The sequence below is a fragment of the Nitrobacter sp. JJSN genome, assembly GCF_051912485.1.
Taxonomy (GTDB): domain Bacteria; phylum Pseudomonadota; class Alphaproteobacteria; order Rhizobiales; family Xanthobacteraceae; genus Nitrobacter.
Genome location: NZ_CP196822.1, coordinates 2,878,211 through 2,901,318 on the forward strand (window position 1 = coordinate 2,878,211; position 23,108 = coordinate 2,901,318).

Sequence of the window (23,108 nt, forward strand, 5' to 3'; positions counted from 1 at the left end):
ACTCCGCCACAGAAGCGGTCGGATCGGAATCCACCCCAGTCCAGCCCTATGCCCCCTAGTACCTCCAGATCGGAAAGGATTCATTCAGGCGGGTTGGGGGGCCGCTTGCAGACGCTCAGCTTTCGTGCCTCATAGTTCACTTAGCTGCCGTTCACAGATCGTGGTTGAACTACGTTTCGCGCCTCCGCGCGGTGGGCGTTTTGCTTGAAAGTGTTGAGCCGAATCTGTTGTTCTCGATCCCGCGGCTCTGATAATTTTGATTATTCTGTTTTAGTTTCCGAGGGCATGTGACTACCCAAAGCGCAGACGATATTTTTGCCGAAGCTGACCGACGTGGCCTCCGCCGCGTCCTCATTGTGACGGCCATTGCGCTCGAGATGCGTTCAGTGCGCGCGCACCTTGAGGCTGTGGGGGACAAGACTCTTCGCAATCACCAAATTGTAGAGCTCGGCATTTTCTCCTCGCATGGCGAAGACTGCTTTGTCGTCGTTGCCGAAAGCCGCGCCGGCAATCTCGAGGCACAGGCATCGGTCATCTATCCCGCCCAGGAATGCGGTCCATTCGACATGATCGTGTTTGTCGGTGTGGCGGGATCCCGTAAGAAGGACGTGCCGATTGGGTCGGTGGTCGCCTCGAGCGAAATCTATTACCCCTATTCGGGCAAGTACGAGGGCGGCGAGTTCAATGCACGGACGGCGGGGTTCCCGGCCGATCAGGTACTTGTGCAACTGGCCACAAAGGTTGAGCGCGACGGTGAATGGATGGATCGCATACGACCGGCGCTCCGAGGTTCGCTGCCAAGCGCGGAGGATTATCCAAAGCCGCGTCCCCCGGGCGCAGTGATCGCTCCTATTGTTTCGGTAGAGGCTGTGTCCGCAGACGCGACCTCACAACTAGAAGTCCAGATTTCGAAGCATTGCGGTGATGCGCAAGCGGTCGAAATGGAGGGCTACGGCGCACTGTTTGCTGCGCGCCTGGAAAGCACACCCGCAATTGTTATCCGCGGAATCTCCGATGCCCGAGAAGGCAAGGAGCCTGAAAAAGACGCCATCTATCAACCGGTTGCCGCGGCCCATGCCGCGGCCTTTGCGTTCGAACTCATCGCGCTCAGGATGAAGCGTTATCCGGCGAGTTCGCTAAGAGGTAGGGGAGAGACGCCCGCCGCCCTGGCGCCGCCACCTGAACAATTGCCGCCACCTTCTGAGCCGCATCAGGACCGCGTAAGCGTAGCTTTTTCGTTTGCGGGGCAACCGGAGGATTTTCCGCCCTCGCGCTGCGAGAAGATTGCTGAGGTCCTCCGCCAACACCTCAACGATGATTCCATTGAGCTTGAGCGAACCGAAAGCGGTTCGTTCCACATGATCTTTTCGCTGCGGGCTGAAGACGTTAAACGCGCTTCGGACCCCGCTCTCGCCGAGCTCCTATCGGCAAAGCTGGGAGCTTCCTTGACGAGCGTTGTCGAAGAAGATGCCTTTGCCACGGCCCGCACGTCCCTGAAATCTCTCGAAGCAGCGTCGCGGGACCTCTTGGAGTGGTCGAGGAGCTTACCGGACGGCACCGAAATTCCCCGCCCGGAGCTGGATACCCTGTTGGCGAAGATCGAGCGATCCGAAGGATCGACAACCGCTCTGCTTGGCGAGCCAGGCGCCGGCAAGTCGGCACTGCTAGCCACGCTCGCGCGGCATCTCAGAGAGCGTCAGCTACCCTTTCTCGCGATCAAGGCGGATCTAATCGATCCGTCGGTCGCTGATGAAGAGGCTTTGCGAATCGCACTCGGATTGGACCAACCCGTCACGAGTTTACTGTCAGGCATTGCCAAGACTAGGCCGGTTGTTTTCATTATCGATCAGCTCGATGCGCTCGCGACCTACATCGACCTCAAAACCGGTCGATTGAACGTGTTGCTCAACATCGTTCGCAGGCTAGGCGGAGACGACAACGTACACGTCATCATCTCCTCACGAACGTTCGAGTACGAGCACGATACTCGCCTTAAGACGGTGCGCGCCGATAGCCTTCACCTCGACTTGCCCGCATGGTCGACTGTCTTGGAAATCCTCGAACGTAGCGACGTAAAGGCTGCGGGATGGCCGACGGACGCACAGCGCCTTATGAGGTCTCCACAGACCTTGAAGACCTTTCTCAGCCTTTTAGAGGGAGGTGGTGCCGACGATTTCACCAACTATCAGAAGTTGCTCGACCGACTTTGGAAGGAACGCATCCTCGCGGCGCCCAAGGGTGGAGCACTCGCAGCACTAACCTCGCGGATTGCCGAAGACATGGCGGGGCACGAGAACTTGTGGGTTCCAAGTGCGCGATATGCGGCCGAGCCCGAGGAAGTCGCCGCATTAATCGCCGCCGGCGTACTTACCGACTTCGGTTCGGATGGCAAGATCGGGTTCACGCACCAGACTCTGTTCGAGCACGCGCTCGCTCGTTCTTTCGCAGAGAAAGAGGGGCGGTTGTCAGCTTACGTGCTGGGGAGACAAGCGTCACTTTTCATCCGGCCTAAGACGTGGGCTGGTCTCTCCTATCTTCGCAATGTCGACCCTCCGACCTATGCCTCCGAAATCGAAGCCATTTGGAACGGGGCGGATCGCCGCCATCTGAGATTCCTGCTTGTCGATTTTTTGGGCAGCCAGAGTGCGCCGACCGAAGTCGAAGTGTCGCTGATGCAATCGGCACTCGCTTCGGCGATCCGGAGCATCGCGCTTCAAGCCATGCAGGGTAGCCCCGGCTGGTTCGATCGCCTGCAGCACTCGGCAATACGCGAGGCGATGACGACACGCGCCGAAGTCGGCATCGCCACGATGACGCTCATAAGGGCCGTGCGTTTTGACAGCGCCAGCGTCGTAGGGCTGATGAGATCGGTTTGGCTTCACGACCAGGAGAATGACGGAAATATTTGGGCCGTGCTTCAGGAAGTGCCCACGTGGTCCGATGCCGAACTTGACATGGCAATTGAGGTGATCAAGCGTACGGACATCGTCGATTTCGCGTTCGAGCACGCGATATCCGTAGTCGGTGCCGAGCAGCCAGATGTTGCACTGAGGCTTACGCTGGCAAGGCTGGACAAGCAGCTGGCCGCTACGATGGCCGAGTCCGCCTCGCGAGTTGCTGCGACCAACCCAGAGGATGAGGGATCACTCTCGTACTATCTGCACGGTTCCCCGTCCGAGCCCTTCCACAAGCTTCTCGAACAGAGTGACGGCTACAGCACGCTTGACGAGATTGCTCGGACTCTGCCGGAGAAATTCTTAGCCATGCTTTGGCCTTGGCTCGAGCGCGCGCTTGCCACACTGAGGGAAGCGAAGGGTGAGCGAGGCGACCTTGGCTACGCAATTCCCTATGGCGTCGATCCAAAATTTGACGAAGAAGAGTCAGGCCGTCTAGGGGAGCATGCTCTTCTCGCGGCATTCATCACGGCCCTCGACTCGCTCGCCGACAAAAGTCCGGAGGCCGCGCGGGCCTGGATACTTGAGCATCAAAGCGAAGACTCGGTTCCCGCTCACCGCTTGTTCGCACACACTCTCGCAGCACACGCAGACAAGTTAGCCGACTTCGCGCTAACCTACCTAATGGGTGACGTTAGGCGACTTCACCTCGGCGACATCCACGACGGAAGCGGGACGACAAGGCGTCTCGTTGAAGCGGCAGCTGCGCACTGGTCCGACGATCAAATCAGGCAATTCTCCGATTATGTCGGGTCTTACAGACCGTCGCCTGGAGATGAACGGGACCCAAAGCAACGCCGCAGCTTCCTTAAGGCCATCGAGCACGTAAAGCTGCGGCTTCTTCAGTCGCTGCCGACCGAGCGGCTAACCAAGGCAACGACGCAGAGAGTCGCCGAGGGCATGCGTAAGTTTGGTGAGCGGCGCGTGAAAGCCGAGATTGAAGCGCGTTGGATCGGCTCACCGATGTCCGTCGACTCCATGTCAAAGGCAAAGGACGAGGAGATCATCAATGCCTTCAAGCGGCTACCTGACGCTACCGAGTGGGACAATCCGCGGGACTGGATGAAGGGCGGTAATGTTCAGCTCTCGCGCGAATTTGCGAGCTTTGCAAAGGCAAGCCCGGAGCGTGCTTTCAGAATCATCGCCGAGCTCGATCCGGAGTTCGGAACGCGCGCCGCCGGATATGCGGTAGCGGAGCTTGGCGAGGTTGCCGATCCCCCGACCTTGGAGCGCGTCATCCTCGACCTGGAGGACCGCGGGTTTGCGGGAGAGGAATATCGCGGGAGCGTTGCGCGCGGCCTCGAGCGCATCGTAAATCGCGACAAGCCGCTCAGTGATGAGATCGTAGATCTCCTCAGCGGCTGGCTGAGTAAACCTCCAGACCCACCGACCGACGTCGACGTCGAAGATCAGGAGACGCTCCTCGACACTGGCGCCGAAGAATCCAGCAAGCCGTCCCGAGACGAATCCGTACTCTGGGGAATGGGTGGTTTCAGCGTGCTGCCGCATGGGAATTTTCCCATCCTCGAGGTGCTGGCGCGAGTCTATCTCCAACGAAAGTGTCCCGACGAACTGGTGGCGCTATTCCAGCGCCACCTACAAGAGAGCGACGACGTGCGGGTATGGGGAGCGATGCTACGCTTCATGCAATATGTTCGGCCCGACGACCCCACGAAATTCCATGAATTCCTGATCGAGCTATTCGCGCGGTACCCCGGACTGCAGACATCCCGCGAAGCAGCGATTCTGTTGGCGCATCTTCAATGGGTGATACCCGCCTTCGTCGAGGGCGTGCTCTTGAATTGGCAAGGCCACACGGCACCGTTGGTGCAGCAGGCGCGCGGTGAGCTTGCGGGTCTTATCTCTGTTGTCCAGCCGAAGCTCTTGTGGTCGACGCAGATGGTGGATGCCATCCTGAAAGAAGGGCCGCCTGAAGCGCTGACCGGAGTTGCCTATGCCGCTGTCAATATATGGCCAGACGATTCGCGGCGAAGGGCATGTGTCGAGATTCTAAAGAAGGCAATTCCCGGCGCCGACGATCGCACCTGGGCCGCCATCACCGACTTGTTCCGCATTGTGGACGACATAACGCCTGCGCCGGAATGGCTGGAGTTTCTTGCGGCCCTTGCCCCCTTCATCGAGAAGCATTCGCCGGTAGAATCGAACTTTATCGTCGATCGGCTGCAGACGCTTCTTCCGGACGGTGCCGAACTGGTTGGAACCATCGCATCTGCCTTGGTCGCGACCTGGAAGGGGGAACTGTGTGATACTCGGACCGCAACAGCCGGGAACGCCGCTGAGCTTGTCGACATCTCAATCACGTTGCACCGCCTTGGCCCGGCGACGCGAGAACGAGGAACCGACTTGTTCGAAGATCTTCTTGAGGTCAACGCATATACCGCGCAGGAAACCCTTCATCAGATCGACAACAGATTCCGAGATTCGGCGCCGAGTACACGCCGCCGATTGCCTCGCAGGACGCGCCGCGTGCCGCAACTGAGAAGAGCCACTTAGGAATTCTTGGCCCGATTTTGCGCAAAGGGCTCCCGCGCCTAGTCCCGCGAATGACTGCTTTCGGGATATTGCTGCGGATGCCTTAACGACCGAAATGGGGGCGCAAAGCGGTCGTTTGAGCGGATGGCAAGTACGACGAGAATAGGTCAGGGGGCATGGTGGACGGCGCTCACCGAACTGTCAGGAAAAGTCTCGGCGTAGAAGCGGGCCGCAGCCTCGGCGTCCTTGTCGTACCACAGGCAGATAGTGTTCTTGGCAATGGCCATCGCTTATTCTTTTGCCTTTGACGTCAATTCTGGTCCGGTTTCATGGGGCAGTGAACTTGGTCATAGCCGTCTACTCGGGTCATTAACTCGCTTCCCATCCACACCAACGGCGCCTCGAGCACTCCTCAAGAGTGACTCTCCGGATTAATCCCGCCAAAATGCAATCGCAGCGATCCGATATTCTTTCAGCTCTTTTCTTTACCACGACCGCAACCGGATCGAGCGATTCCTAGCCAGGTCAAGCAATGCCGTCGGGCACCGACGTTAGGACAAGCATGCCGCCAATTCGTCCAGCTTGTGCTACTTGGCTACTGCCACCGTCCGGCGGCAGTCTGGATCGAACTATGTCTCCCGTCTCGGCTTCCCAAAAACGGGAATATTCGGGGCGTCAGCCGGAGACCTTTGGCATTTCAATTACCCTATGACCATGAAATGGGCGCGTGGAGGCGAAAGCTGAATGCACAAAAGCTCGCTATTGCCGGGCTTTGCGCTATTCTCCGGAGATTCCAGAAAATATCGCACTGCGTGGCTGGGGCGGGAGGGATCGAACCTCCGAATGGGGGAATCAAAATCCCCTGCCTTACCGCTTGGCTACGCCCCAACGGCCCGGAACGCGCGGGATATGGTCTCGCGAACTCCTCAGCCACGACGGTCTATAGAGAGAACCTTGTCTTTTCAACCAGCTGAAGCCGTCCCAAGGCGACCCATCCGCGTCATCCCGTCCGGTTTCGAATCGCCGCTGGCCGAACCGGCCTCTATGACTGTATCCCTTAAAGAGTTGAGAGACTCCCGGTTTCGTGGAAAGTCGACTCATAGCTGATAACATGGCTGGGAGCCCCCCTCCCTGTCAGGCCATTGCTCGCGAGGCACGTCATGACCTATCGCGCACCGATCAGCGACATGCTTCTTGCTCTCGACCATGGCGCGGGGCTCCAGGCCGCGGTCAAGGCCGGCCACTACGGCGACTACGATGCCGAGATCACGGCGGCGGTGCTGGAGGAAGCCGGCCGGTTCGCCAGCGAAGTGCTGGCGCTGCTCGACCGCGCCGGCGACCAGCACGGGGCCAGTCTGCAAGACGGATGCGTGACTACCGCGCCGGGCTGGGCCGATGCCTACAGGCGCTGGACCGCGGCGGGCTGGAACGCCGTCTCCGGGCCGGAGGATTTTGGTGGACAGGGACTGCCGCTCGCGATCAACGCCGCCTGCACCGAAATCTGGAGCGCGGCGAATATCGCGTTCGGTCTGTGCCCGCTGCTGACACTCAGCGCAATCGAAGCGCTCGCTGCCCATGGCAGCGACGCGCTGAAGACAATCTACCTCGAAAAACTGGTGTCCGGCGAATGGACCGGAACGATGCAACTGACCGAGCCGCAGGCGGGCTCGGATGTCGGCGCGCTGCGCAGCCGGGCCGAACGCGCGGCCGACAGCAGCTATCGCATCTTCGGTACCAAGATCTTCATCACCTATGGCGATCACGACATGACCGACAACATCGTGCATTTCGTGCTCGCGCGGTTGCCTGATGCGCCATCCAGTACCAAGGGAATCTCGCTGTTCCTGATTCCGAAATTTCTCGTCAACGCGGACGGCTCGCTCGGCGCGCGCAACGACATCCACGCCACTGGCATCGAGCACAAGCTCGGCATCCACGGGTCACCGACCTGTACCATGACCATGGGAGACGCGGGCGGCGCTGTCGGCTACCTGATCGGTGAGGAAAATCGCGGCATGCAGTGCATGTTCACGATGATGAACCAGGCACGGCTTGGCGTCGGACTCGAGGGCGTCGGCATCGCCGACCGCGCCTACCAGCAGGCGCTGGCCTTCGCGCAGGAGCGCAAGCAGGGCCGCGCCATCGGCAAATCCGGCGACGGCATGGACGCCATCATCGTGCATCCCGACGTCAAGCGCATGCTGATGCAGATGCGGGCGCTCACCGCAGCCGCCCGCACCATTTGCTACGCTACGGCCGTCGCGCTGGATGTGGCGGCGCGCGCGACCGATCCCGAAGTGCGCGCAGCCGCCGCTGCCCGCGGCGCGCTGCTGACGCCGGTCGCAAAGGCGTTCTCGACCGACATCGGCAACGAGGTCACTTCTCTCGGTATTCAGGTTCACGGCGGCATGGGCTTTATCGAGGAGACCGGCGCGGCGCAGCACTTTCGCGATGCGCGCATCACCTCGATCTATGAGGGCACCAACGGCATCCAGTCGATCGACCTGGTGATGCGAAAACTCGGCACCGACCGCGGCGCGGCGGTGTTCGCTCTTCTCGACGAACTGTCGAAGACCGTCGAGCGCGTAGAAGCCTCGAACGATCCTGCGTTCGGCACGACGGCTACGAAACTGCGCGAGGCGCTCGGCTCTCTCGAACGCACCAGCAAATGGCTGCTGGAACGGCTGGCCTCCACGCCGAACGATGCACTGGCCGGCGCGACTCCATATCTGCGGCTGTTCGGATCGACGCTCGGCGGATGCAAGCTCGCGGAGGAAGCCCTCGCGGCGCGCGATCTCGGCGACGAGTTCGGCGATTTTCGGCGTTACGTCACGCTGGCGCGCTTCTTTGCCGAGAACATCGCTGTGCAAGCTCCGGCGCTGGAGCGCACAGTGATCGACGGCGCCGATGCCGTGAACGGCGCCGACTCAGTTTTGCTCGCATGAGTTTCTTGCGGCACCGACCAACTCCGCGATTCCGGTGTGGTTCGGGTACAGAACTTCGCTTACCCTGAATCGCCATGCCGGTTGCCTGTCTGCCGGCATCTTTGGGGAGCGCACCTTGACCGGACATCTCATAGTCAGCGACGATGACGCCATCCGCATCATCACCATGCGGCGGCCCGACAAGAAGAACGCGATTACCCGCGAGATGTATCGCGCGATGAGCGGTGCGATCGACAGCGCGCAAAACGACCCAGCGGTCCGCTGCATCATCATCACCGGCGGCTCGGGCGTGTTCACGGCGGGCAACGATCTCGACGACTTCCTCAAGGACAGCACGTCCGGCGGCAGTGTTGCGCCCCTCGCCTCGGATGCCGTGACGTTCCTTTACTCCCTGGTACACAATACCAAGCCGCTGATCGCGGCGGTGGACGGCATCGCCATCGGCATCGGCACCACCATGCTGTTCCACTGCGATCATGTCCTCGCGAGCCAGACGGCGTCGTTCTCGACGCCCTTCATCCATCTGGGTCTGGTGCCGGAAGGCGGGTCCAGCCTGCTGGCGCCGCGGACCATGGGACATCAGCGCGCCTTCGCCATGCTGGTGATGGGCCGCACGCTCAGTGCTGACGATGCCCGCGAGGCGGGCTTCGTCAGCACCGTGGTCGCGCCGGGCAGCACCGAGGCAGAGGCCGGAAAAATCGCCCGCGAGATCTGCGCGCTGCCGGCGGAAGCCGTCGCCATTTCGCGTAAGCTTCTGAAACCGCCGCCGGATGAATTGACGCGCCGGATCAACCAGGAAGCCTGCCTCTTCGCCGAGCGGTTGCGCTCGGAGGAAGCAATCGCCGCGTTCCAGGCCTTTTTCGCGCGCAAGAAGGAATGACAGCGACCGGCGCGGAGCCCTTTCGGAACCTGGCGTGACCCGGTAGATTGCCTTTTCGCCGCCGCGCGCGATGCCAGTGCGGCGGTTAGGATATGGCATGACAACGCTCGTTCTCACCCATCCCGCCAGCTTCGATCATCTGATGCCGCCCGGCCATCCGGAGCGGCCGGATCGGATTCGCGTCATCGAAGAGGTGCTGGCCGAGGATCGTTTCAAACACCTGGCACGTGGCGAAGCGCCGGAAGGATCGTTGGATTCCGTCGCGCTCTGTCACAGCGAGCACTATATTGCCGAGCTCCGGCATATGTCGCCAACGGATAGTCTGGTCTTTATCGACGGCGACACCTCGATGTCGCCGGGGACCTGGGAGGCGGCCATGCGCGGCGTCGGCGGCGCGATCGCGGCGGCCGAGGCCGTCATCGCTGGCCGTGCCAGTAACGCGTTCGTCGCCACGCGCCCGCCGGGACATCATGCCGAGACCGGCCGAGCGATGGGCTTCTGCTTTTTCGACCATGCAGCGATCGCGGCGCGTCATGCCCAGCGCAAGCACGGTCTCGGCCGCGTGGCCGTGGTCGACTTCGATGTCCATCACGGCAACGGCACGCAGGGCATCTTCTGGGCCGATCGAACGGTAATGTATTGCTCGACCCATCAGATGCCGCTGTTTCCCTACAGCGGCGCGACCAGCGAACGCGGCGATCACGACACCATCGTCAATGCGCCGCTGGCAGCGGGCGATGGCGGCGCCAAATTTCGTTCGGCGTTCCGGAACCTGATTCTGCCGCAACTCGCGAAATTCGCGCCCGAACTCCTCGTCATCTCTGCCGGTTTCGATGCCCACAGGCGCGATCCGCTGGCGAGCCTCAATCTTGAGGCGAGCGATTTCGGATGGGTGACGCGCGAATTGATGGATATCGCCGATGCGACAGCGGGCGGCCGAATTGTCTCGGTCCTCGAGGGCGGCTATGATCTAAAAGGATTGCAGGAATCGGTAGCCGCGCATGTCACCGCATTGATGGGTGCGTGACATTCTGCCGCGCAGGGCCGAAAAACTCCTCATGACCCGCGCAAGCAATTGATTCCGGAAAGCTCAGATGGCCGAAAATATCCTTGCCGATGTGAAGACGCTTTCCTTCGAGCATGCCATTGCGGAGCTTGAATCCATCGTCAAGCGCCTGGAGGACGGGAAGGTCCCGCTCGAGGAATCGGTCGCGATCTATGAGCGCGGCGAAGCGCTGAAGCGGCGCTGCGAGGAGTTGCTGCGCCAGGCCGAAGCGCGGGTGGAAAAAATCACCACGGACGCATCCGGCCAGGCAACAGGCACGGAACCGCTCGACGTGCAGTAAAGGTCCCCGGGCCCGGATGCTCCGGCAGATCGCGACAGGACCCGATTCAGCGGTCATCCCGAACAACGCTATCAAATTAAGTGTCCTTGAACTAATTGTCGTTGATTGTCGCGCGACCGCAGTTCCAAGGGGAATGCAACCTCAGCCCCTTGACCGCGTTAATGTTCCAGTTTCCGGCAGGTCGGCTCGTAACCTTGAACCTTCGGCCGAGTCTGCCCTACTCAAGGGGGCTGCCCGTTGGCTTTGGCCGCAGGTTTGGTGTAATGCTTCTGGGACTGTGCGCTGCCGAACCCGCTCCGCACACGGCGCTCAGGCGGCGGTAAGCGCCTCAAGCAGCTTGCAAAAAATGATTGGAACGCGTGACACGGGAAATAGTGACGTCTATCACAGTTCTTGACCGGGGCATTCAGCCAAACTTCAAGCTTCTCAGCTCGGGAGGTTTTGTAGCCCATGGACGTCTGTTGCGCGACGGCGCCGGCGTCTTATCTCCGTTCGAGGCTCCCGGACATGCAAAATTGGAATGTCGCAGTGACCGATTTCAGTAAGACCCCGCTTCTCGACACCATCCGCACCCCCGCCGACTTGCGCAAGCTCAAGGTCGAGCAGGTTCGGCAGGTTGCGGACGAATTGCGCAAGGAGACCATCGACGCGGTGTCGGTGACGGGAGGACATTTCGGCGCTGGTCTCGGTGTGGTCGAATTGACCACGGCGATCCACTACATCTTCGACACCCCGCGCGACCGGCTGATCTGGGACGTCGGCCATCAGGCCTACCCGCACAAGATCCTGACCGGCCGCCGCGACCGCATCCGCACGCTGCGCACCGTCGGCGGACTGTCCGGATTCACCAAGCGCACCGAGAGCGACTACGATCCGTTCGGCGCCGCGCACTCCTCGACCTCGATCTCCGCCAGCCTCGGCATGGCGGTGGCGCGCGACCTCTCTGGCGGTAAGAACAACGTCATCGCCGTGATCGGCGACGGCGCGATGTCCGCGGGCATGGCGTATGAGGCGATGAACAATGCCGGCGCGATGAATTCGAGGCTGATCGTCATTCTCAACGACAACGACATGTCGATCGCACCGCCAGTCGGCGCGATGTCGGCTTACTTGTCGCGGCTCTACTCCGGAAAAACCTACCGCTCGCTGCGCGAGGCCGCCAAGCAGCTCGGCAAGCACCTTCCCAAGATGATCGCCGACCGTGCGGAGCGGGTCGAGGAATATTCGCGCGGCTTCATGGTCAACAGCGGTACGTTGTTCGAAGAACTCGGCTTCTACTACGTCGGCCCGATCGACGGCCATAACCTCGATCACCTGCTGCCGGTACTGAAGAACGTCCGCGACATGGAGAACGGCCCGATCCTGGTTCACGTTGTGACCCAGAAGGGCAAGGGCTATCCGCCGGCGGAAGCCGCCGCCGACAAGTATCACGCGGTGGTCAAGTTCGACATCTCCACCGGCGCGCAGTCCAAATCCAAGCCGAACGCGCCCGCCTATCAGAACGTGTTCGGCCAGAGTCTCGTCAAGGAAGCCGAGAAGGACGACAAGATCGTCGCCATCACGGCGGCAATGCCGTCCGGCACCGGCGTCGACATCTTCAACAAGGCGTTCCCGAAGCGCACTTTCGACGTCGGCATCGCCGAGCAGCACGCGGTGACCTTCGCCGCCGGCCTTGCCACCGAAGGCTTCAAGCCGTTCTGCGCGATCTATTCCACCTTCCTGCAACGCGGCTACGATCAGGTCGTGCACGACGTAGCGCTCCAGTCGCTGCCGGTGCGTTTCGCCATCGACCGCGCCGGCCTCGTCGGCGCCGACGGCGCGACACATGCGGGCTCGTTCGACAACGCATTCCTGGGCTGCCTGCCGAATTTCGTGATCATGGCCGCCTCCGACGAGGCCGAGCTGGTGCACATGGTCGCAACGCAGGTCGCGATCAACGACCGCCCGAGCGCGGTGCGCTATCCGCGCGGCGAAGGCCGCGGCGTCGAAATGCCCGAGGTCGGCATTCCGCTTCCGATCGGCAAGGGCCGCATCGTTCGCCAAGGCAACAAGGTCGCGCTGCTGTCGTTCGGTACCCGCCTCGCCGAGTGCGAGAAAGCGGCCGACGAGCTTGCCGCGCACGGCCTGTCGACCACCATCGCCGATGCGCGTTTCATGAAGCCGCTCGACATCGATCTGGTGATGAAGCTCGCGCGTGACCACGAAGTGCTGATCACCATCGAGGAAGGCTCGATCGGCGGCTTCGGCTCACACGTGATGCAGATGCTATCCGACAATGGCATGCTCGATGGCGGCCTGCGGATGCGGTCGCTGATCCTGCCCGACGAGTTTCTCGACCACGATACGCCGAATGCGATGTATGCGAACGCCGGGCTAGATGCCAAGGGCATCGTCGCCAAGGTGTTCGAGGCGCTTGGCAAGGACGTCAACACCGAGACCGTCAAGCTGGCCTGATCCGATTCCGGATTCTCCGCCTTGCGTCGAATCGGCTTCAAGCCAATGGCGGAGCTTTGAGTTGACCAAGGCTAAACGCGACAGCACCGAACCTCCCGCCCGCAAACGCGCCGACGTCCTGCTGGTCGAGCGTGGCCTGTTCGAGAGCCGGGCGCGGGCGCAGGCTGCGATCGAGGCCGGGCTCGTCACCGCCAACGGCAAGGCGGTGACGAAAGTCTCCGAAACGATTCCTGTAAGCGCTACGCTCGAGGCTCAACCCGCGCATCCCTACGTGTCGCGCGGCGGCGTCAAGCTGGCCGGCGCGCTGGAGCGATATCCGATCGAGATCGAGAACCATGTCTGCCTCGATGTCGGCACTTCTACCGGCGGCTTCACCGAAGTGCTGCTCGCCAACGGCGCGAGCCTGGTCTTCGCCGTTGATGTCGGCCGCGATCAACTGCATCCGAGCCTGCGCGGCCATCCCCGCGTGGTGTCAATGGAGTCCACCGACATCCGCTCGTTCGAGGGCAAGCGGCTGCCGCAGCGGCCGGACGTGGTGGTGATGGATGCGAGCTTTATCTCGCTGAAGGCGATTCTTCCGGCCGCACTGGCGCTGGCGGCGGCGCCGATGCATCTGCTGGCGCTCATCAAGCCGCAATTCGAGGCGCCGCGCGCTGCGATCAAGAAGGGCATCGTCCGCGACGCCGCCGTACATCGGGCGGTCTGTGACGACATCGCGGCCTTCGCCGCGACGCTCGGATGCACCGAGATCGACGTCTTCCCCTCCCCGATCGCCGGAGGCGACGGCAACATCGAGTTCTTCCTGGGGGCGCGCCGTGGCTAAGCGTCTAATTATCGATCACGTCGGCCATCGCGGCGACGGCGTCGCGCTGGCAGATGGCGGCAGCGTCTTTGTCCCCTACACGCTCGCCCGCGAGATCGTAGAGGTCGAGCCGTCCGCGGGCCATCCCGACCGCGCGCGTCTACTCCTTGTCGAGACGGCCAGTCCGCAACGGATCGCGCCGTTCTGTCTGCACTTCGGTGCTTGCGGTGGCTGCGCCATCCAGCACTGGCAACCGCAGGCCTACCGCGCCTGGAAGCGGCAAATCGTGATCGACACGCTCGCGCAGGCTGACGTCAAATGCGAGGTCAGCGATCTGATCGACGCGCACGGCGCTGGACGACGACGGATCACCCTCCATGCCCGGCGCGGCGAGGATGGCACGCTGCGCGTCGGATTCGCCGCACCGAACAGTCATGCCATCGTGCCGATCGACGCCTGCCCGATCCTCGATCCCGCCCTGCACGGCGCGCTCGACGCGGCGCGCGAATTGGCCTACGTGCTGAGACCTGCGAACAAGCCGCTCGACATCCAGGTGACCGCTACCACCAACGGTCTCGATGTCGACGTCCGCGGCTCTGGACCGCTGCCCGCCGCGTTGATCGCGACACTGTCGCGCGTCGCCGAAGCACACCGGCTGGCGCGGCTGACCCGTCACGGCGAACTGGTGCTGATGCGCGCCCCACCGGTGATCGCAATCGGCACCGCGCAGCTGGTCCTGCCGCCGGGTTCGTTCCTGCAGGCGACCGTCGCAGGCGAGGAAGCGCTGGCGGCGCTGGTCACCTCGCATTGCGGCAAATCCAGGCATATCGCCGACCTGTTCTGCGGTGTTGGCCCGTTCGCGCTGCGGCTTGCGGCCGGGGCGAGGGTCGCGGCCTTCGACAGCGATGCGACGGCGGTGACGGCACTGCAAAAGGCAGCTGCCGCCGCCTCCGGGCTGAAGCCGATCAAGGCTGAGGCCCGCGACCTGTTCCGCCGCCCGCTGCTGGCGCAGGAACTGCGCGATATCGACGCCGCGGTATTCGATCCGCCGCGGCAGGGCGCACAAGCGCAGAGCAAGCAGCTCGCCGTCAGCAAAATTCCCGTCATCGTTGCGGTATCGTGCAACGTCGCGACATTTGCTCGCGACGCACGCATTCTGATCGATGGCGGCTACCGGCTCGAAACTGTGACCCCCGTCGACCAGTTCCGGCATTCGCCGCATGTCGAACTGGTCGCGAAATTTTTACGCCGGCGTTGAACCTCCCGCGGAGTACAATGTCTCACGTCCGAGGGACTCCGTTTTTCATCCGGAGTTGTCGCTCCCTCTGACGCCACGGCTACCATTCCTCGCACCGCGTGGGATAGCCGCGCCGTTTGGCTTCGCATGCTGCATTGTCACGCGTGATCTGAAAGGCGGAAACGGTTTCGGAAAAGATCATGCTCTCTCGAAACGACGAGTGACGAGTCCGATTCGAAGCAATTCAATTTCAAGGCAAGTCGATCGGACCCAGGATGAACCTTCACAGGAGGCTTTCATGGACGTGAATATGGATCGACTACATCAATTCATGGGCAAGATGGTCACCGACATCGGCGCCGCCGCCAACGCTGCCCTGATCCGGACCGGCGACCGCCTCGGGCTCTACAAGGCGCTGGCCAGCAAAGGCCCGATGACGCCCGCCGAACTGGCGCAAGCCACCGGCACCACCGAGCGTTACGTGCGCGAATGGCTGTCGGCGCAGGCTGCGTCGGGTTACGTCGAGTATGACGCAACAACGAAGAAATTCTCGATGCAGCCGGAACAGGCGATGGTGTTCGCCGACGACGACAGCCCGGTGTTCATGGGCGCGATCGGCGATATGATGGCCGCGATCATGCTCGATGAGCCGAAGGTCTCGGAGGCCTTCAAGAGCGGCAAAGGCGTCAGCTGGAACGACCGCGCCGAATGCCTGTTCTGCGGCACCGCGCGCTTCTTCCGCACGACCTACAAACATCATCTGGTGCAGGAATGGTTGCCCGCGCTCGATGGCGTGGTTGCCAAACTCGAACGCGGCGCCAAGGTGGCCGATGTCGGCTGCGGCCACGGCATTTCGACGCTGCTGATGGCCAAGGCCTATCCGAATTCGCATTTCTTCGGCTTCGACGCGCATCCGGGTTCGATCGCCGCCGCGCAAGCCGCCGCAGCCAGCGAGGGTTTGAGCAAGCGCGTCACCTTCGCCGTCGCTACCGCCAAGACTTATCCGGCGAATGACTACGATCTGGTGTGCTTCTTCGATTGTCTGCACGACATGGGCGACCCTGTCGGCGCGCTCAGCCACGTCAGGCAGACGCTGGCCAAGGACGGCACCTGCATGCTGGTCGAGCCGTTCGCCCAGGACAAACTGGAGGACAATCTCAATCCGGTTGGCCGGCTGTTCTACGCGGCGTCCACCATGGTCTGCACGCCAGCGTCGATGGCGCAAGAAGTCGGACTCGCGCTTGGCGCGCAGGCCGGCGAGGCCCGGCTCCGCGAGGTTGCCAAGTCTGCCGGTTTCACACGGTTGCGCCGCGCGGCGGAGACGCCGTTCAACCTGGTGCTGGAGGCGAAGGTGTGAGGCGGCCTTGCTGCCGGCCCTGACGAATAGCGTCGAACAGCCTCATGCTGCTTAGCTGTCATGGCCGGATTTAGTCCGGTCATGCAGGCCGTTCCTGCAGCAACCAAGACGTCGATGGGCGGGACAAGTCCGGCCATGACGAACACTTGCGCAGACTTCCTCGTTATCTTGCCGCTCCGACCGAGACGCACCAGCGCATCGCGGATTTCTCGTCGAGTGGCGGACGCCGATCCACCGAGACCACCCGCAATACGGACATGCGATCCTAGCGCACGTTACACGTGTGCAACGCATGATTTAAGATAGTAAGCACTACACTTTTGTTTACGAACATTTCACTCAATTTGTTCATGGTATGAGCGCGAATCCCGGTGCTGCGGGCAGCGGCCTTCGACTGGAACTTCCATATTTTCCGCGCTTCGCGCGCTCCTGCCCAAGGATCAGAATGATGCTTTCCCGCCTGTCAATTCGCGCCAAGATCATCTCCGTCATCTCATTTCTCATGCTGGCCATGGCGAGCATGGGCGCGCTGTCCTTGCTTGAAATGGAATCCATCCACGCCAACGCGCTCGACATCCGGACCAACTGGCTTCCCAGCATCCGCGAACTCGGCGAGTTGCGTGCAAACACCATGGCCTACGGAATCGCGGTCCACGCCCATTTGCTCGCTGTCGACGACGCCGGTAAGGATGCCGCCGATAGAACGCTGGATACCGTCGGACAAGCCATCGACAAGACCCGCAAGTCCTACGAGACGATGATCACCTCTCCCGAGGAAGGACGAATCTACAGCGCGTTTTCCCAGCAATGGACCTCCTATGTCGCGGGCGTGCGGGATCTGCTTGCCTCGTCGCGGAACAGCGGCGTCAAGACAGGCCTCGATGTCAACACCGCCAAGGTCAATCAGCTCGGACTGACGGCCGATGAAACCTTGCGCAAAGCCATTGCACTGAACGACAAGGGAGCCGACACCGCCGGCCAAGCAGCCGGCCGAAGCTACAAGTCGGCCTTCACGATCGTGGTCGCCATCGTGTCGCTGGCGCTGATCTTCGGCATCGGAATCGGAATCTATCTGGTGCGTGACATCTCGCGCGCGATCGCCTCGATCGTAGCGCCGATGCGAATGCTGGGCGCCGGAGACCTTTCCGCCGTCGTTCCGCACCAGGGCGAAAAGACTGAAGTTGGCACGATGGCCGACGCTCTGCAGATCTTCAAGGATGCGCTGATCGCCAAGAAGGCGGCCGACGAAGCCGCGGCGCAGGACGCCGACGCCGAACTCCAGCGCGCCCAGCGCGTCGATACCATTACCCAACAGTTCGAATCGATGATCGGCGAACTGGTGGGCTCGCTGTCGTCGTCCTCGACCGAACTCGAGGCGGCCGCCAACACCCTGACAACGACGGCCGAAACCACCGGCAGGACATCCGGCGAGGCGGCAGCTGCCTCGCAGGATGTTTCTTCCAACGTGCAGTCGGTCGCCAGCGCCACCGAGGAGATCACTTCCTCCGTTCATGAAATCAGCCGACAGGTTCAGGAGGCGAGCCGTGTCGCCGGCGATGCCGTCAGGCAGGCCGAAAAAACCGACACCAGCATTGAGGAACTGTCGCAGGCGGCAGCCCGGATCGGCGATGTCGTGAAACTGATCACGGCGGTCGCCGAGCAGACCAATCTGCTGGCACTCAACGCCACCATCGAAGCGGCGCGGGCCGGCGATGCCGGCCGCGGCTTCGCGGTGGTCGCCTCGGAGGTCAAGGCGCTGGCGGCGCAGACCGCGAAAGCAACAGACGAGATCGGCACGCAGATCGCAGGAATGCAAGCCGCGACCCGCGGTTCGGTCACGGCGATCCGCGAAATCGGCACTACCATCAAGCTGATTTCCGAAATTTCCTCGACGATCGCCGCCGCGGTCGAAGAACAGGGCGCGGCGACGCAGGAGATATCCCGCAACGTCCAGCACGCGGCGCAGCGCAGCGGCGAGGTCGCCTCCAGCATCACCGAGGTCAGCCGCGGCGCCGGCGAAACCGGCTCGGCATCGAGCCAGGTCCTGTCATCGGCGCAAATGCTGTCCACCGAAAGCACCCGACTGAAAATGGAAGTCGAAAAGTTCCTACACACGGTCCGTGCGGCCTGAGCCGGATCGCCTGAATCGCGGGGTGGCGGCGCTCGCCACCCCGCGGGCCGCGGATGGGCCATGCAGCCCCTTTTCGTGGGCACCCCCAACGCTGTATTCTGCGGGTCACAGCCGCTTCCCTCAGACGCGGCCTTATGTTTTGATTCGATGCGTTTTCTTCACGCGAACCGAAGGCCACTTCGCTCGAAAACGCTCCATGTTTTGATTCGACGCGTTTTCATCGTGCGAACCGTGTCTCCTTCGCTTGAACACGCTCCAGTCCAAGGTGAAGCCGGAATGAGCGATACCGCCATCAAACCGCGGGCAAAGGTCGAAACCAAGGCCGAGCGCCCGCGTCTGCACAAGGTTATTCTCCACAACGACGACTACACGCCGCGCGAATTCGTCGTGACGGTGCTGAAAACCGAATTTGGCATGACCGAGGATCAGGCACACAAGGTGATGATCACGGCGCACCGGCTCGGTTCCTGCGTCGTCGGCGTGTTCGCGAAGGATATCGCGGAGACCAAGGCCACCCGCGCCACCGACGCTGGCCGTACCGCGGGTTTTCCGCTGCTGTTCACCACCGAGCCGGAAGAATAGCGGCGCAATAGCGTTTTCGCGCGGAGTGGGCACGGGTTCGCGTCAAAACAGAAACTGGAACCCGGCTTTGATTCCATCAGAGCTGGAACAGCTTTAGAAGCTCAGCGCGGGCTGACCTGGCCGCGATGGCGCAGAAAATGATCGGCCAGAACACAGGCGACCATGGCCTCGCCCACCGGCACCGCCCTTATGCCGACGCAAGGGTCATGGCGGCCTCTGGTAAAGATATCGGTGTCCGTGCCGTTGCGATCGACGGTTTTGCGCGGCGACAGGATCGACGAGGTCGGCTTCACCGCGAACCGTGCCACGACAGGTTGACCGGTTGAGATTCCGCCGAGAATGCCGCCGGCGTGGTTCGAGGTGAACACCGGGCCGTTGTTGCCAATGTTGGACGAAGAACTGCGCATCTCGTCGGCGTTCTCCTCGCCGGACAATTCCGCTGCACCGAAGCCCGCGCCGATCTCGACGCCCTTGACCGCATTGATGCTCATCAGCGCCGCCGCAAGGTCGCCGTCGAGCTTGGCATAGATCGGCGCGCCAAGTCCTGCGGGCACTCCTTCGGCCACTACCTCGACCACGGCGCCGATCGATGAACCACTCTTGCGGATGCCGTCGAGATAGGTTTCGAAGAACGCGGCCTTGTCCTTATCGGGACAGAAGAACGGATTCCTCGCGATTTCATCCCAGTCCCATTTCTCGCGGTCGATCTTGTGCGGTCCCATCTGCACCAGCGCGCCACGTACGGTCATGCTGGGGACGATCTTGCGCGCGATCGCGCCTGCCGCAACACGCATCGCGGTCTCGCGCGCCGAGGAGCGTCCGCCGCCGCGATAGTCGCGAATGCCATACTTCGCCTCGTAGGTGAAATCGGCGTGGCCGGGGCGAAACTTGTCCTTGATGTCGGAATAATCCTTCGAGCGCTGGTCGGTGTTCTCGATCAGCAGAGCGATCGGCGCGCCGGTCGTCACCTGCTCGCCGGTGTCGGGATGCGCCATGACACCGGACAGGATCTTGACCGCGTCGGCTTCCTGCCGCTGCGTGGTGAAGCGCGACTGGCCGGGCCGGCGTCGGTCGAGATCGCGCTGGATCTCCTCGACCGTCAGCGGCAACAGCGGCGGGCAACCGTCGACCACGCAGCCGATCGCAACACCGTGGCTCTCGCCAAAGGTCGTGACACGGAACAGATGGCCGAAGGTGTTGTGGGACATAGGTTACGCAGGCCCGCAATTGTATCAGTCAGCACTGACTTATAACCTTGTGGTAACGCGCGGAGTTCGGGGGGTCAAACCCTCTCCTCAGGGAAAGAACGAGCGCGCCTTAACTATGCTTCGCCAGACCGTCCTCGCGTAACACATACACCGCACCCTGCTCGATCCGCAGACTGGCGGCGGCTTGCGGCGTCTCGAGGCCGAGCACCACCAACAGCGCCCGCGCCGTGCCGCTATGCGCCACGGCGACGGTGCCGGACTTCAGCGAGTGATACCAGTCGCGCAACCGCGAAGTGGCCGAGGCGTAGCTTTCACCGCCCGGCGGCGCCACGCTCCATTTATCGGCCTCGCGAGCCGCGAAGACATCAGGATGGGCGGCTTTCATCTGCGCCAGCGTCAGGCCTTCCCAGTGTCCATAACCGACCTCGCGCAGCCGGTCGTCGACCGAATAGTCGTGCGGCGGCAGGCTCAGCACGCCGCGCATCAATTCCATGGTGCCGCGCGCGCGGGACAGCGGGCTCGTGACGAAGCCCAATCCAAAGGGGTCGCGGCCCTCGCGCGCAAACAATTCGCGCAGAATGTCGCCCGCCTTCATCGCCTCGGCGCGGCCGAGATCATTGAGCGGAATGTCCTGCAAGCCCTGGAAGCGGCCATCGGCGTTCCATTCGGTTTTGCCGTGGCGGATGTAATAGATGGTGTGCATGTCGGGAATGATGACCGAACGCGGGTATGACGGCGAAGTTGAGCCGTGATATACACCATTTTCCGTTCAGCGAAATACGGCGCGGCGCCGTTCGCCTGCAACGTCGCATCCGGCCACGCGAAGTGGCAATCCCCTTTCCAGCTCGAGATTTTTTGGTCATGGTCCCGCCGCGACGCAGGGAGAGTGGACTCATGACGACGACCGGAAGCATCACCACGGACGCGGGCCGGATCGCGTATCGGCAATCCGCCGGCACCGGCAGCGCCATCGTTCTGGTTCATGGCAACTCGGCGTCGTCGAAAGCGTTCACGCGGCAACTGGAAAGTCCCCTAGGCCAGACGCATCGCGTGATCGCATTCGATCTACCGGGCCACGGCGAGTCCGATAATGCGGCCGATCCCGGCGCCACCTACACCATGCCGGGCTATGCGCGCGTGCTACACGATGTCGTGGCGCATCTTGACGCGGCGGCCGCGGTCTTCGTCGGCTGGAGTCTCGGCGGACATATCGTGCTGGAGGCCGCACCCGACCTGCTGCAGGCCAAGGGTTTTGCGATCTTCGGCACGCCGCCGTTTGCGTTTCCGCCCGCGATCAAGCAGGCATTTCTGCTGCATCCGGCGATGGCCTGCACCTTTGCGCGCGAGCTTTCCGATAAACAGGCGCGGGGCTATGTCACCGCGGCCTTCAGGCCCGGCGTCACCGATCTGCCGGCTTTCATGATCGACGACGTACTGCGAACGGACGGTCGCGCTCGCGAGAATCTTGGCGCAAGCATTACACCGAACGGCTTCCGCGACGAGGTCGAGGTTATCGCCAGCCTGACCCGGCCGCTCGCGGTGCTGCACGGCGCAGAGGAGCAACTCATCAACGGCGATTACTTCAAGACGCTGACGATGCCGACGCTATGGCGCGGAGCCGTCCAAAGCATTCCCAGCGCCGGCCACATCCCGCAGTGGGAGCAGGCGGAAAGCTTCAACACAATGCTCGATGCCTTTGCTGACGACTGCGGCTAGCGCGTATTCGCTGGCGCGAAAGGCTAACCCATATCACGCCGGGGGTTGTAGGGGTGCACGTCGCGCCACTTCTCCATCAAGTCCTCGAGGTCGGCATCGTTGCCGTCGGGCAGCATGATGCGCGTGGTGACGAACAGATCGCCGGACGCGGCACCCTTCGGGATGCCCTTGCCCTTGAGGCGAAAGGTGCGGCCGCCCGAGGTATTCTTCGGTATAGACAGTTCGACCGCTCCGCCGAGCGTCGGCACCCGCACCTTGCTACCCAGCACCGCCTCATACAGCGTGATCGGCAGATCGGCGCGCAGATCGTTGCCATCGACCTTGAAGACCGGATGCGGCGCCACGGTCACCGTGATGAGGAGATCGCCGGGCCGATGGCCGGGCGCGGTGTCGCCCTGCCCTCTTAGCCGGATCTGCTGTCCCGAGATGACGCCGGCCGGAATCCTGACATTGAGTTCCTTGCCACTGGGCAGGCGGACGCGTTTCTCGTCACCCTTGACCGATTCCTCCAGCGATACCGTCATTGCGACGTTGTGATCGAGATCAGGCGCGGTGAAGGCCCCGGAGTCGAACTGCGCGCCGCCGCGGCGTCCGCCCCGTGGACCGCTCCCCGTTGGGCCGCCGAACATACTGTTGATGATGTCCTCAAACCCACCGTCAAAGCCCGGACCACTGCCGCCGCCGAAGTCGTACTGCTGAAAGCCGCCACCCGGCCGCGCGCCGCGCGGGCCGCCACCTGGAAAACCCTGAAAGCGCGGCTTTCCGTCGGCGCCGATCTCGCCGTGGTCGAACTGCTTGCGCTTGGCCTCGTCGCCGAGAATCTCGTTGGCGGAATTCAATTCCGCGAAGCGTTCGGCTGCCTTTGGATCGTTCTTGTTGGCATCGGGATGGTGCTTCTTCGCGAGCTTGCGAAAAGCACTTTTAATCGCCGTGGCAGTGGCGCCCCGCTGCACCCCCAAGACCTCATAGGGGTCGCGCATACGACTCAGTCTCCTTCAGGAAA

At 62.3% G+C, this 23,108-nt stretch carries 15 protein-coding genes, 1 tRNA gene and 1 pseudogene; 12 read left to right on the forward strand and 5 right to left on the reverse strand.

What is annotated here, in order from left to right; translation table 11 throughout:
* Nucleotides 1-386: 386 nt before the first annotated feature.
* A complete protein-coding gene (locus ACSZOQ_RS14130) occupies nucleotides 387-5,468 on the forward strand; it encodes a phosphorylase family protein (protein ID WP_439923112.1) in 5,082 nt (1,693 codons plus the stop codon).
* A 149-nt stretch (nucleotides 5,469-5,617) separates the two neighbouring features.
* Here the strand turns inward: ACSZOQ_RS14130 and ACSZOQ_RS14135 are convergent.
* Both ACSZOQ_RS14135 and ACSZOQ_RS14140 read right to left on the reverse strand, forming a co-directional pair.
* Nucleotides 5,618-5,734, reverse strand: a pseudogene (locus ACSZOQ_RS14135) (VOC family protein); the annotation flags it as partial.
* 526 nt (nucleotides 5,735-6,260) lie between these two features.
* Nucleotides 6,261-6,335 (reverse strand) — tRNA-Gln (locus ACSZOQ_RS14140).
* A gap of 272 nt (nucleotides 6,336-6,607) precedes the next feature.
* Between ACSZOQ_RS14140 and ACSZOQ_RS14145 the strand changes: the two genes are divergently transcribed.
* From ACSZOQ_RS14145 to clpS, 10 genes are all read left to right on the forward strand, one after another.
* The gene (locus ACSZOQ_RS14145) at nucleotides 6,608-8,392 is read left to right on the forward strand and encodes an acyl-CoA dehydrogenase (RefSeq protein WP_439923113.1); all 1,785 of its coding nucleotides are present in this window, start codon (nucleotides 6,608-6,610) and stop codon (nucleotides 8,390-8,392) included.
* Nucleotides 8,393-8,507: 115 nt separating this feature from the next.
* Complete coding sequence (locus ACSZOQ_RS14150; RefSeq protein ID WP_439923114.1) at nucleotides 8,508-9,272, forward strand: crotonase/enoyl-CoA hydratase family protein; 765 nt, start codon at nucleotides 8,508-8,510, stop codon at nucleotides 9,270-9,272.
* 97 nt (nucleotides 9,273-9,369) lie between these two features.
* A complete protein-coding gene (locus ACSZOQ_RS14155; RefSeq protein ID WP_439923115.1) occupies nucleotides 9,370-10,299 on the forward strand; it encodes a histone deacetylase family protein in 930 nt (309 codons plus the stop codon).
* A 67-nt stretch (nucleotides 10,300-10,366) separates the two neighbouring features.
* Nucleotides 10,367-10,618, forward strand: coding sequence for an exodeoxyribonuclease VII small subunit (locus ACSZOQ_RS14160; RefSeq protein ID WP_439923116.1), 252 nt, complete (start codon nucleotides 10,367-10,369; stop codon nucleotides 10,616-10,618).
* Between the two features lie 528 nt (nucleotides 10,619-11,146).
* Entirely contained in the window at nucleotides 11,147-13,072 is a 1,926-nt protein-coding gene (dxs, locus tag ACSZOQ_RS14165) for a 1-deoxy-D-xylulose-5-phosphate synthase (protein ID WP_439923117.1), read from the forward strand.
* A gap of 61 nt (nucleotides 13,073-13,133) precedes the next feature.
* Nucleotides 13,134-13,895 carry a TlyA family RNA methyltransferase gene (locus tag ACSZOQ_RS14170; protein ID WP_439923118.1) on the forward strand — a complete coding sequence of 254 codons (762 nt, stop codon included), beginning with the start codon at nucleotides 13,134-13,136 and terminating at the stop codon, nucleotides 13,893-13,895.
* Nucleotides 13,888-15,132, forward strand: a complete 1,245-nt coding sequence (locus tag ACSZOQ_RS14175) for a class I SAM-dependent RNA methyltransferase (protein WP_439923119.1) — start codon at nucleotides 13,888-13,890, stop codon at nucleotides 15,130-15,132. Before ACSZOQ_RS14170 ends, ACSZOQ_RS14175 begins: the two co-directional genes overlap by 8 nt.
* 277 nt (nucleotides 15,133-15,409) lie before the next feature.
* Nucleotides 15,410-16,468 (forward strand): class I SAM-dependent methyltransferase, encoded by a 1,059-nt coding sequence (locus ACSZOQ_RS14180; protein WP_439923120.1) that lies wholly within the window; start codon nucleotides 15,410-15,412, stop codon nucleotides 16,466-16,468.
* A 448-nt stretch (nucleotides 16,469-16,916) separates the two neighbouring features.
* Nucleotides 16,917-18,599 (forward strand): methyl-accepting chemotaxis protein, encoded by a 1,683-nt coding sequence (locus ACSZOQ_RS14185; protein ID WP_439923121.1) that lies wholly within the window; start codon nucleotides 16,917-16,919, stop codon nucleotides 18,597-18,599.
* Nucleotides 18,600-18,875: 276 nt separating this feature from the next.
* Nucleotides 18,876-19,181, forward strand: coding sequence for an ATP-dependent Clp protease adapter ClpS (gene clpS / locus ACSZOQ_RS14190; RefSeq protein WP_439923122.1), 306 nt, complete (start codon nucleotides 18,876-18,878; stop codon nucleotides 19,179-19,181).
* 101 nt (nucleotides 19,182-19,282) lie between these two features.
* On the opposite strand, the gene aroC is transcribed toward clpS, so the two are convergent.
* Both aroC and ACSZOQ_RS14200 read right to left on the reverse strand, forming a co-directional pair.
* Nucleotides 19,283-20,389, reverse strand: a complete 1,107-nt coding sequence (gene aroC, locus ACSZOQ_RS14195) for a chorismate synthase (protein ID WP_439923123.1) — start codon at nucleotides 20,387-20,389, stop codon at nucleotides 19,283-19,285.
* Nucleotides 20,390-20,498: 109 nt separating this feature from the next.
* On the reverse strand, nucleotides 20,499-21,092 hold the full coding sequence (locus ACSZOQ_RS14200) for a histidine phosphatase family protein (RefSeq protein ID WP_439923124.1): 594 nt from the start codon (nucleotides 21,090-21,092) through the stop codon (nucleotides 20,499-20,501).
* A 191-nt stretch (nucleotides 21,093-21,283) separates the two neighbouring features.
* Between ACSZOQ_RS14200 and ACSZOQ_RS14205 the strand changes: the two genes are divergently transcribed.
* Nucleotides 21,284-22,105 carry an alpha/beta fold hydrolase gene (locus ACSZOQ_RS14205; RefSeq protein ID WP_439923125.1) on the forward strand — a complete coding sequence of 274 codons (822 nt, stop codon included), beginning with the start codon at nucleotides 21,284-21,286 and terminating at the stop codon, nucleotides 22,103-22,105.
* Between the two features lie 23 nt (nucleotides 22,106-22,128).
* Here the strand turns inward: ACSZOQ_RS14205 and ACSZOQ_RS14210 are convergent, their stop codons facing one another.
* Nucleotides 22,129-23,085, reverse strand: coding sequence for a DnaJ C-terminal domain-containing protein (locus ACSZOQ_RS14210; RefSeq protein WP_439923126.1), 957 nt, complete (start codon nucleotides 23,083-23,085; stop codon nucleotides 22,129-22,131).
* Nucleotides 23,086-23,108: the final 23 nt, after the last annotated feature.

Bases quoted from the DNA above. Each gene is read 5' to 3' on its own strand.
- ACSZOQ_RS14155 (WP_439923115.1), top strand. From the start codon at position 9,370: ATGACAACGCTCGTTCTCACCCATCCCGCCAGCTTCGATCATCTGATG.
- ACSZOQ_RS14210 (WP_439923126.1), bottom strand. From the start codon at position 23,085: ATGCGCGACCCCTATGAGGTCTTGGGGGTGCAGCGGGGCGCCACTGCC.
- ACSZOQ_RS14180 (WP_439923120.1), top strand. From the start codon at position 15,410: ATGGACGTGAATATGGATCGACTACATCAATTCATGGGCAAGATGGTC.
- ACSZOQ_RS14145 (WP_439923113.1), top strand. From the start codon at position 6,608: ATGACCTATCGCGCACCGATCAGCGACATGCTTCTTGCTCTCGACCAT.
- clpS (WP_439923122.1), top strand. From the start codon at position 18,876: ATGAGCGATACCGCCATCAAACCGCGGGCAAAGGTCGAAACCAAGGCC.
- ACSZOQ_RS14160 (WP_439923116.1), top strand. From the start codon at position 10,367: ATGGCCGAAAATATCCTTGCCGATGTGAAGACGCTTTCCTTCGAGCAT.
- aroC (WP_439923123.1), bottom strand. From the start codon at position 20,389: ATGTCCCACAACACCTTCGGCCATCTGTTCCGTGTCACGACCTTTGGC.
- ACSZOQ_RS14200 (WP_439923124.1), bottom strand. From the start codon at position 21,092: ATGCACACCATCTATTACATCCGCCACGGCAAAACCGAATGGAACGCC.
- ACSZOQ_RS14185 (WP_439923121.1), top strand. From the start codon at position 16,917: ATGCTTTCCCGCCTGTCAATTCGCGCCAAGATCATCTCCGTCATCTCA.
- ACSZOQ_RS14205 (WP_439923125.1), top strand. From the start codon at position 21,284: ATGACGACGACCGGAAGCATCACCACGGACGCGGGCCGGATCGCGTAT.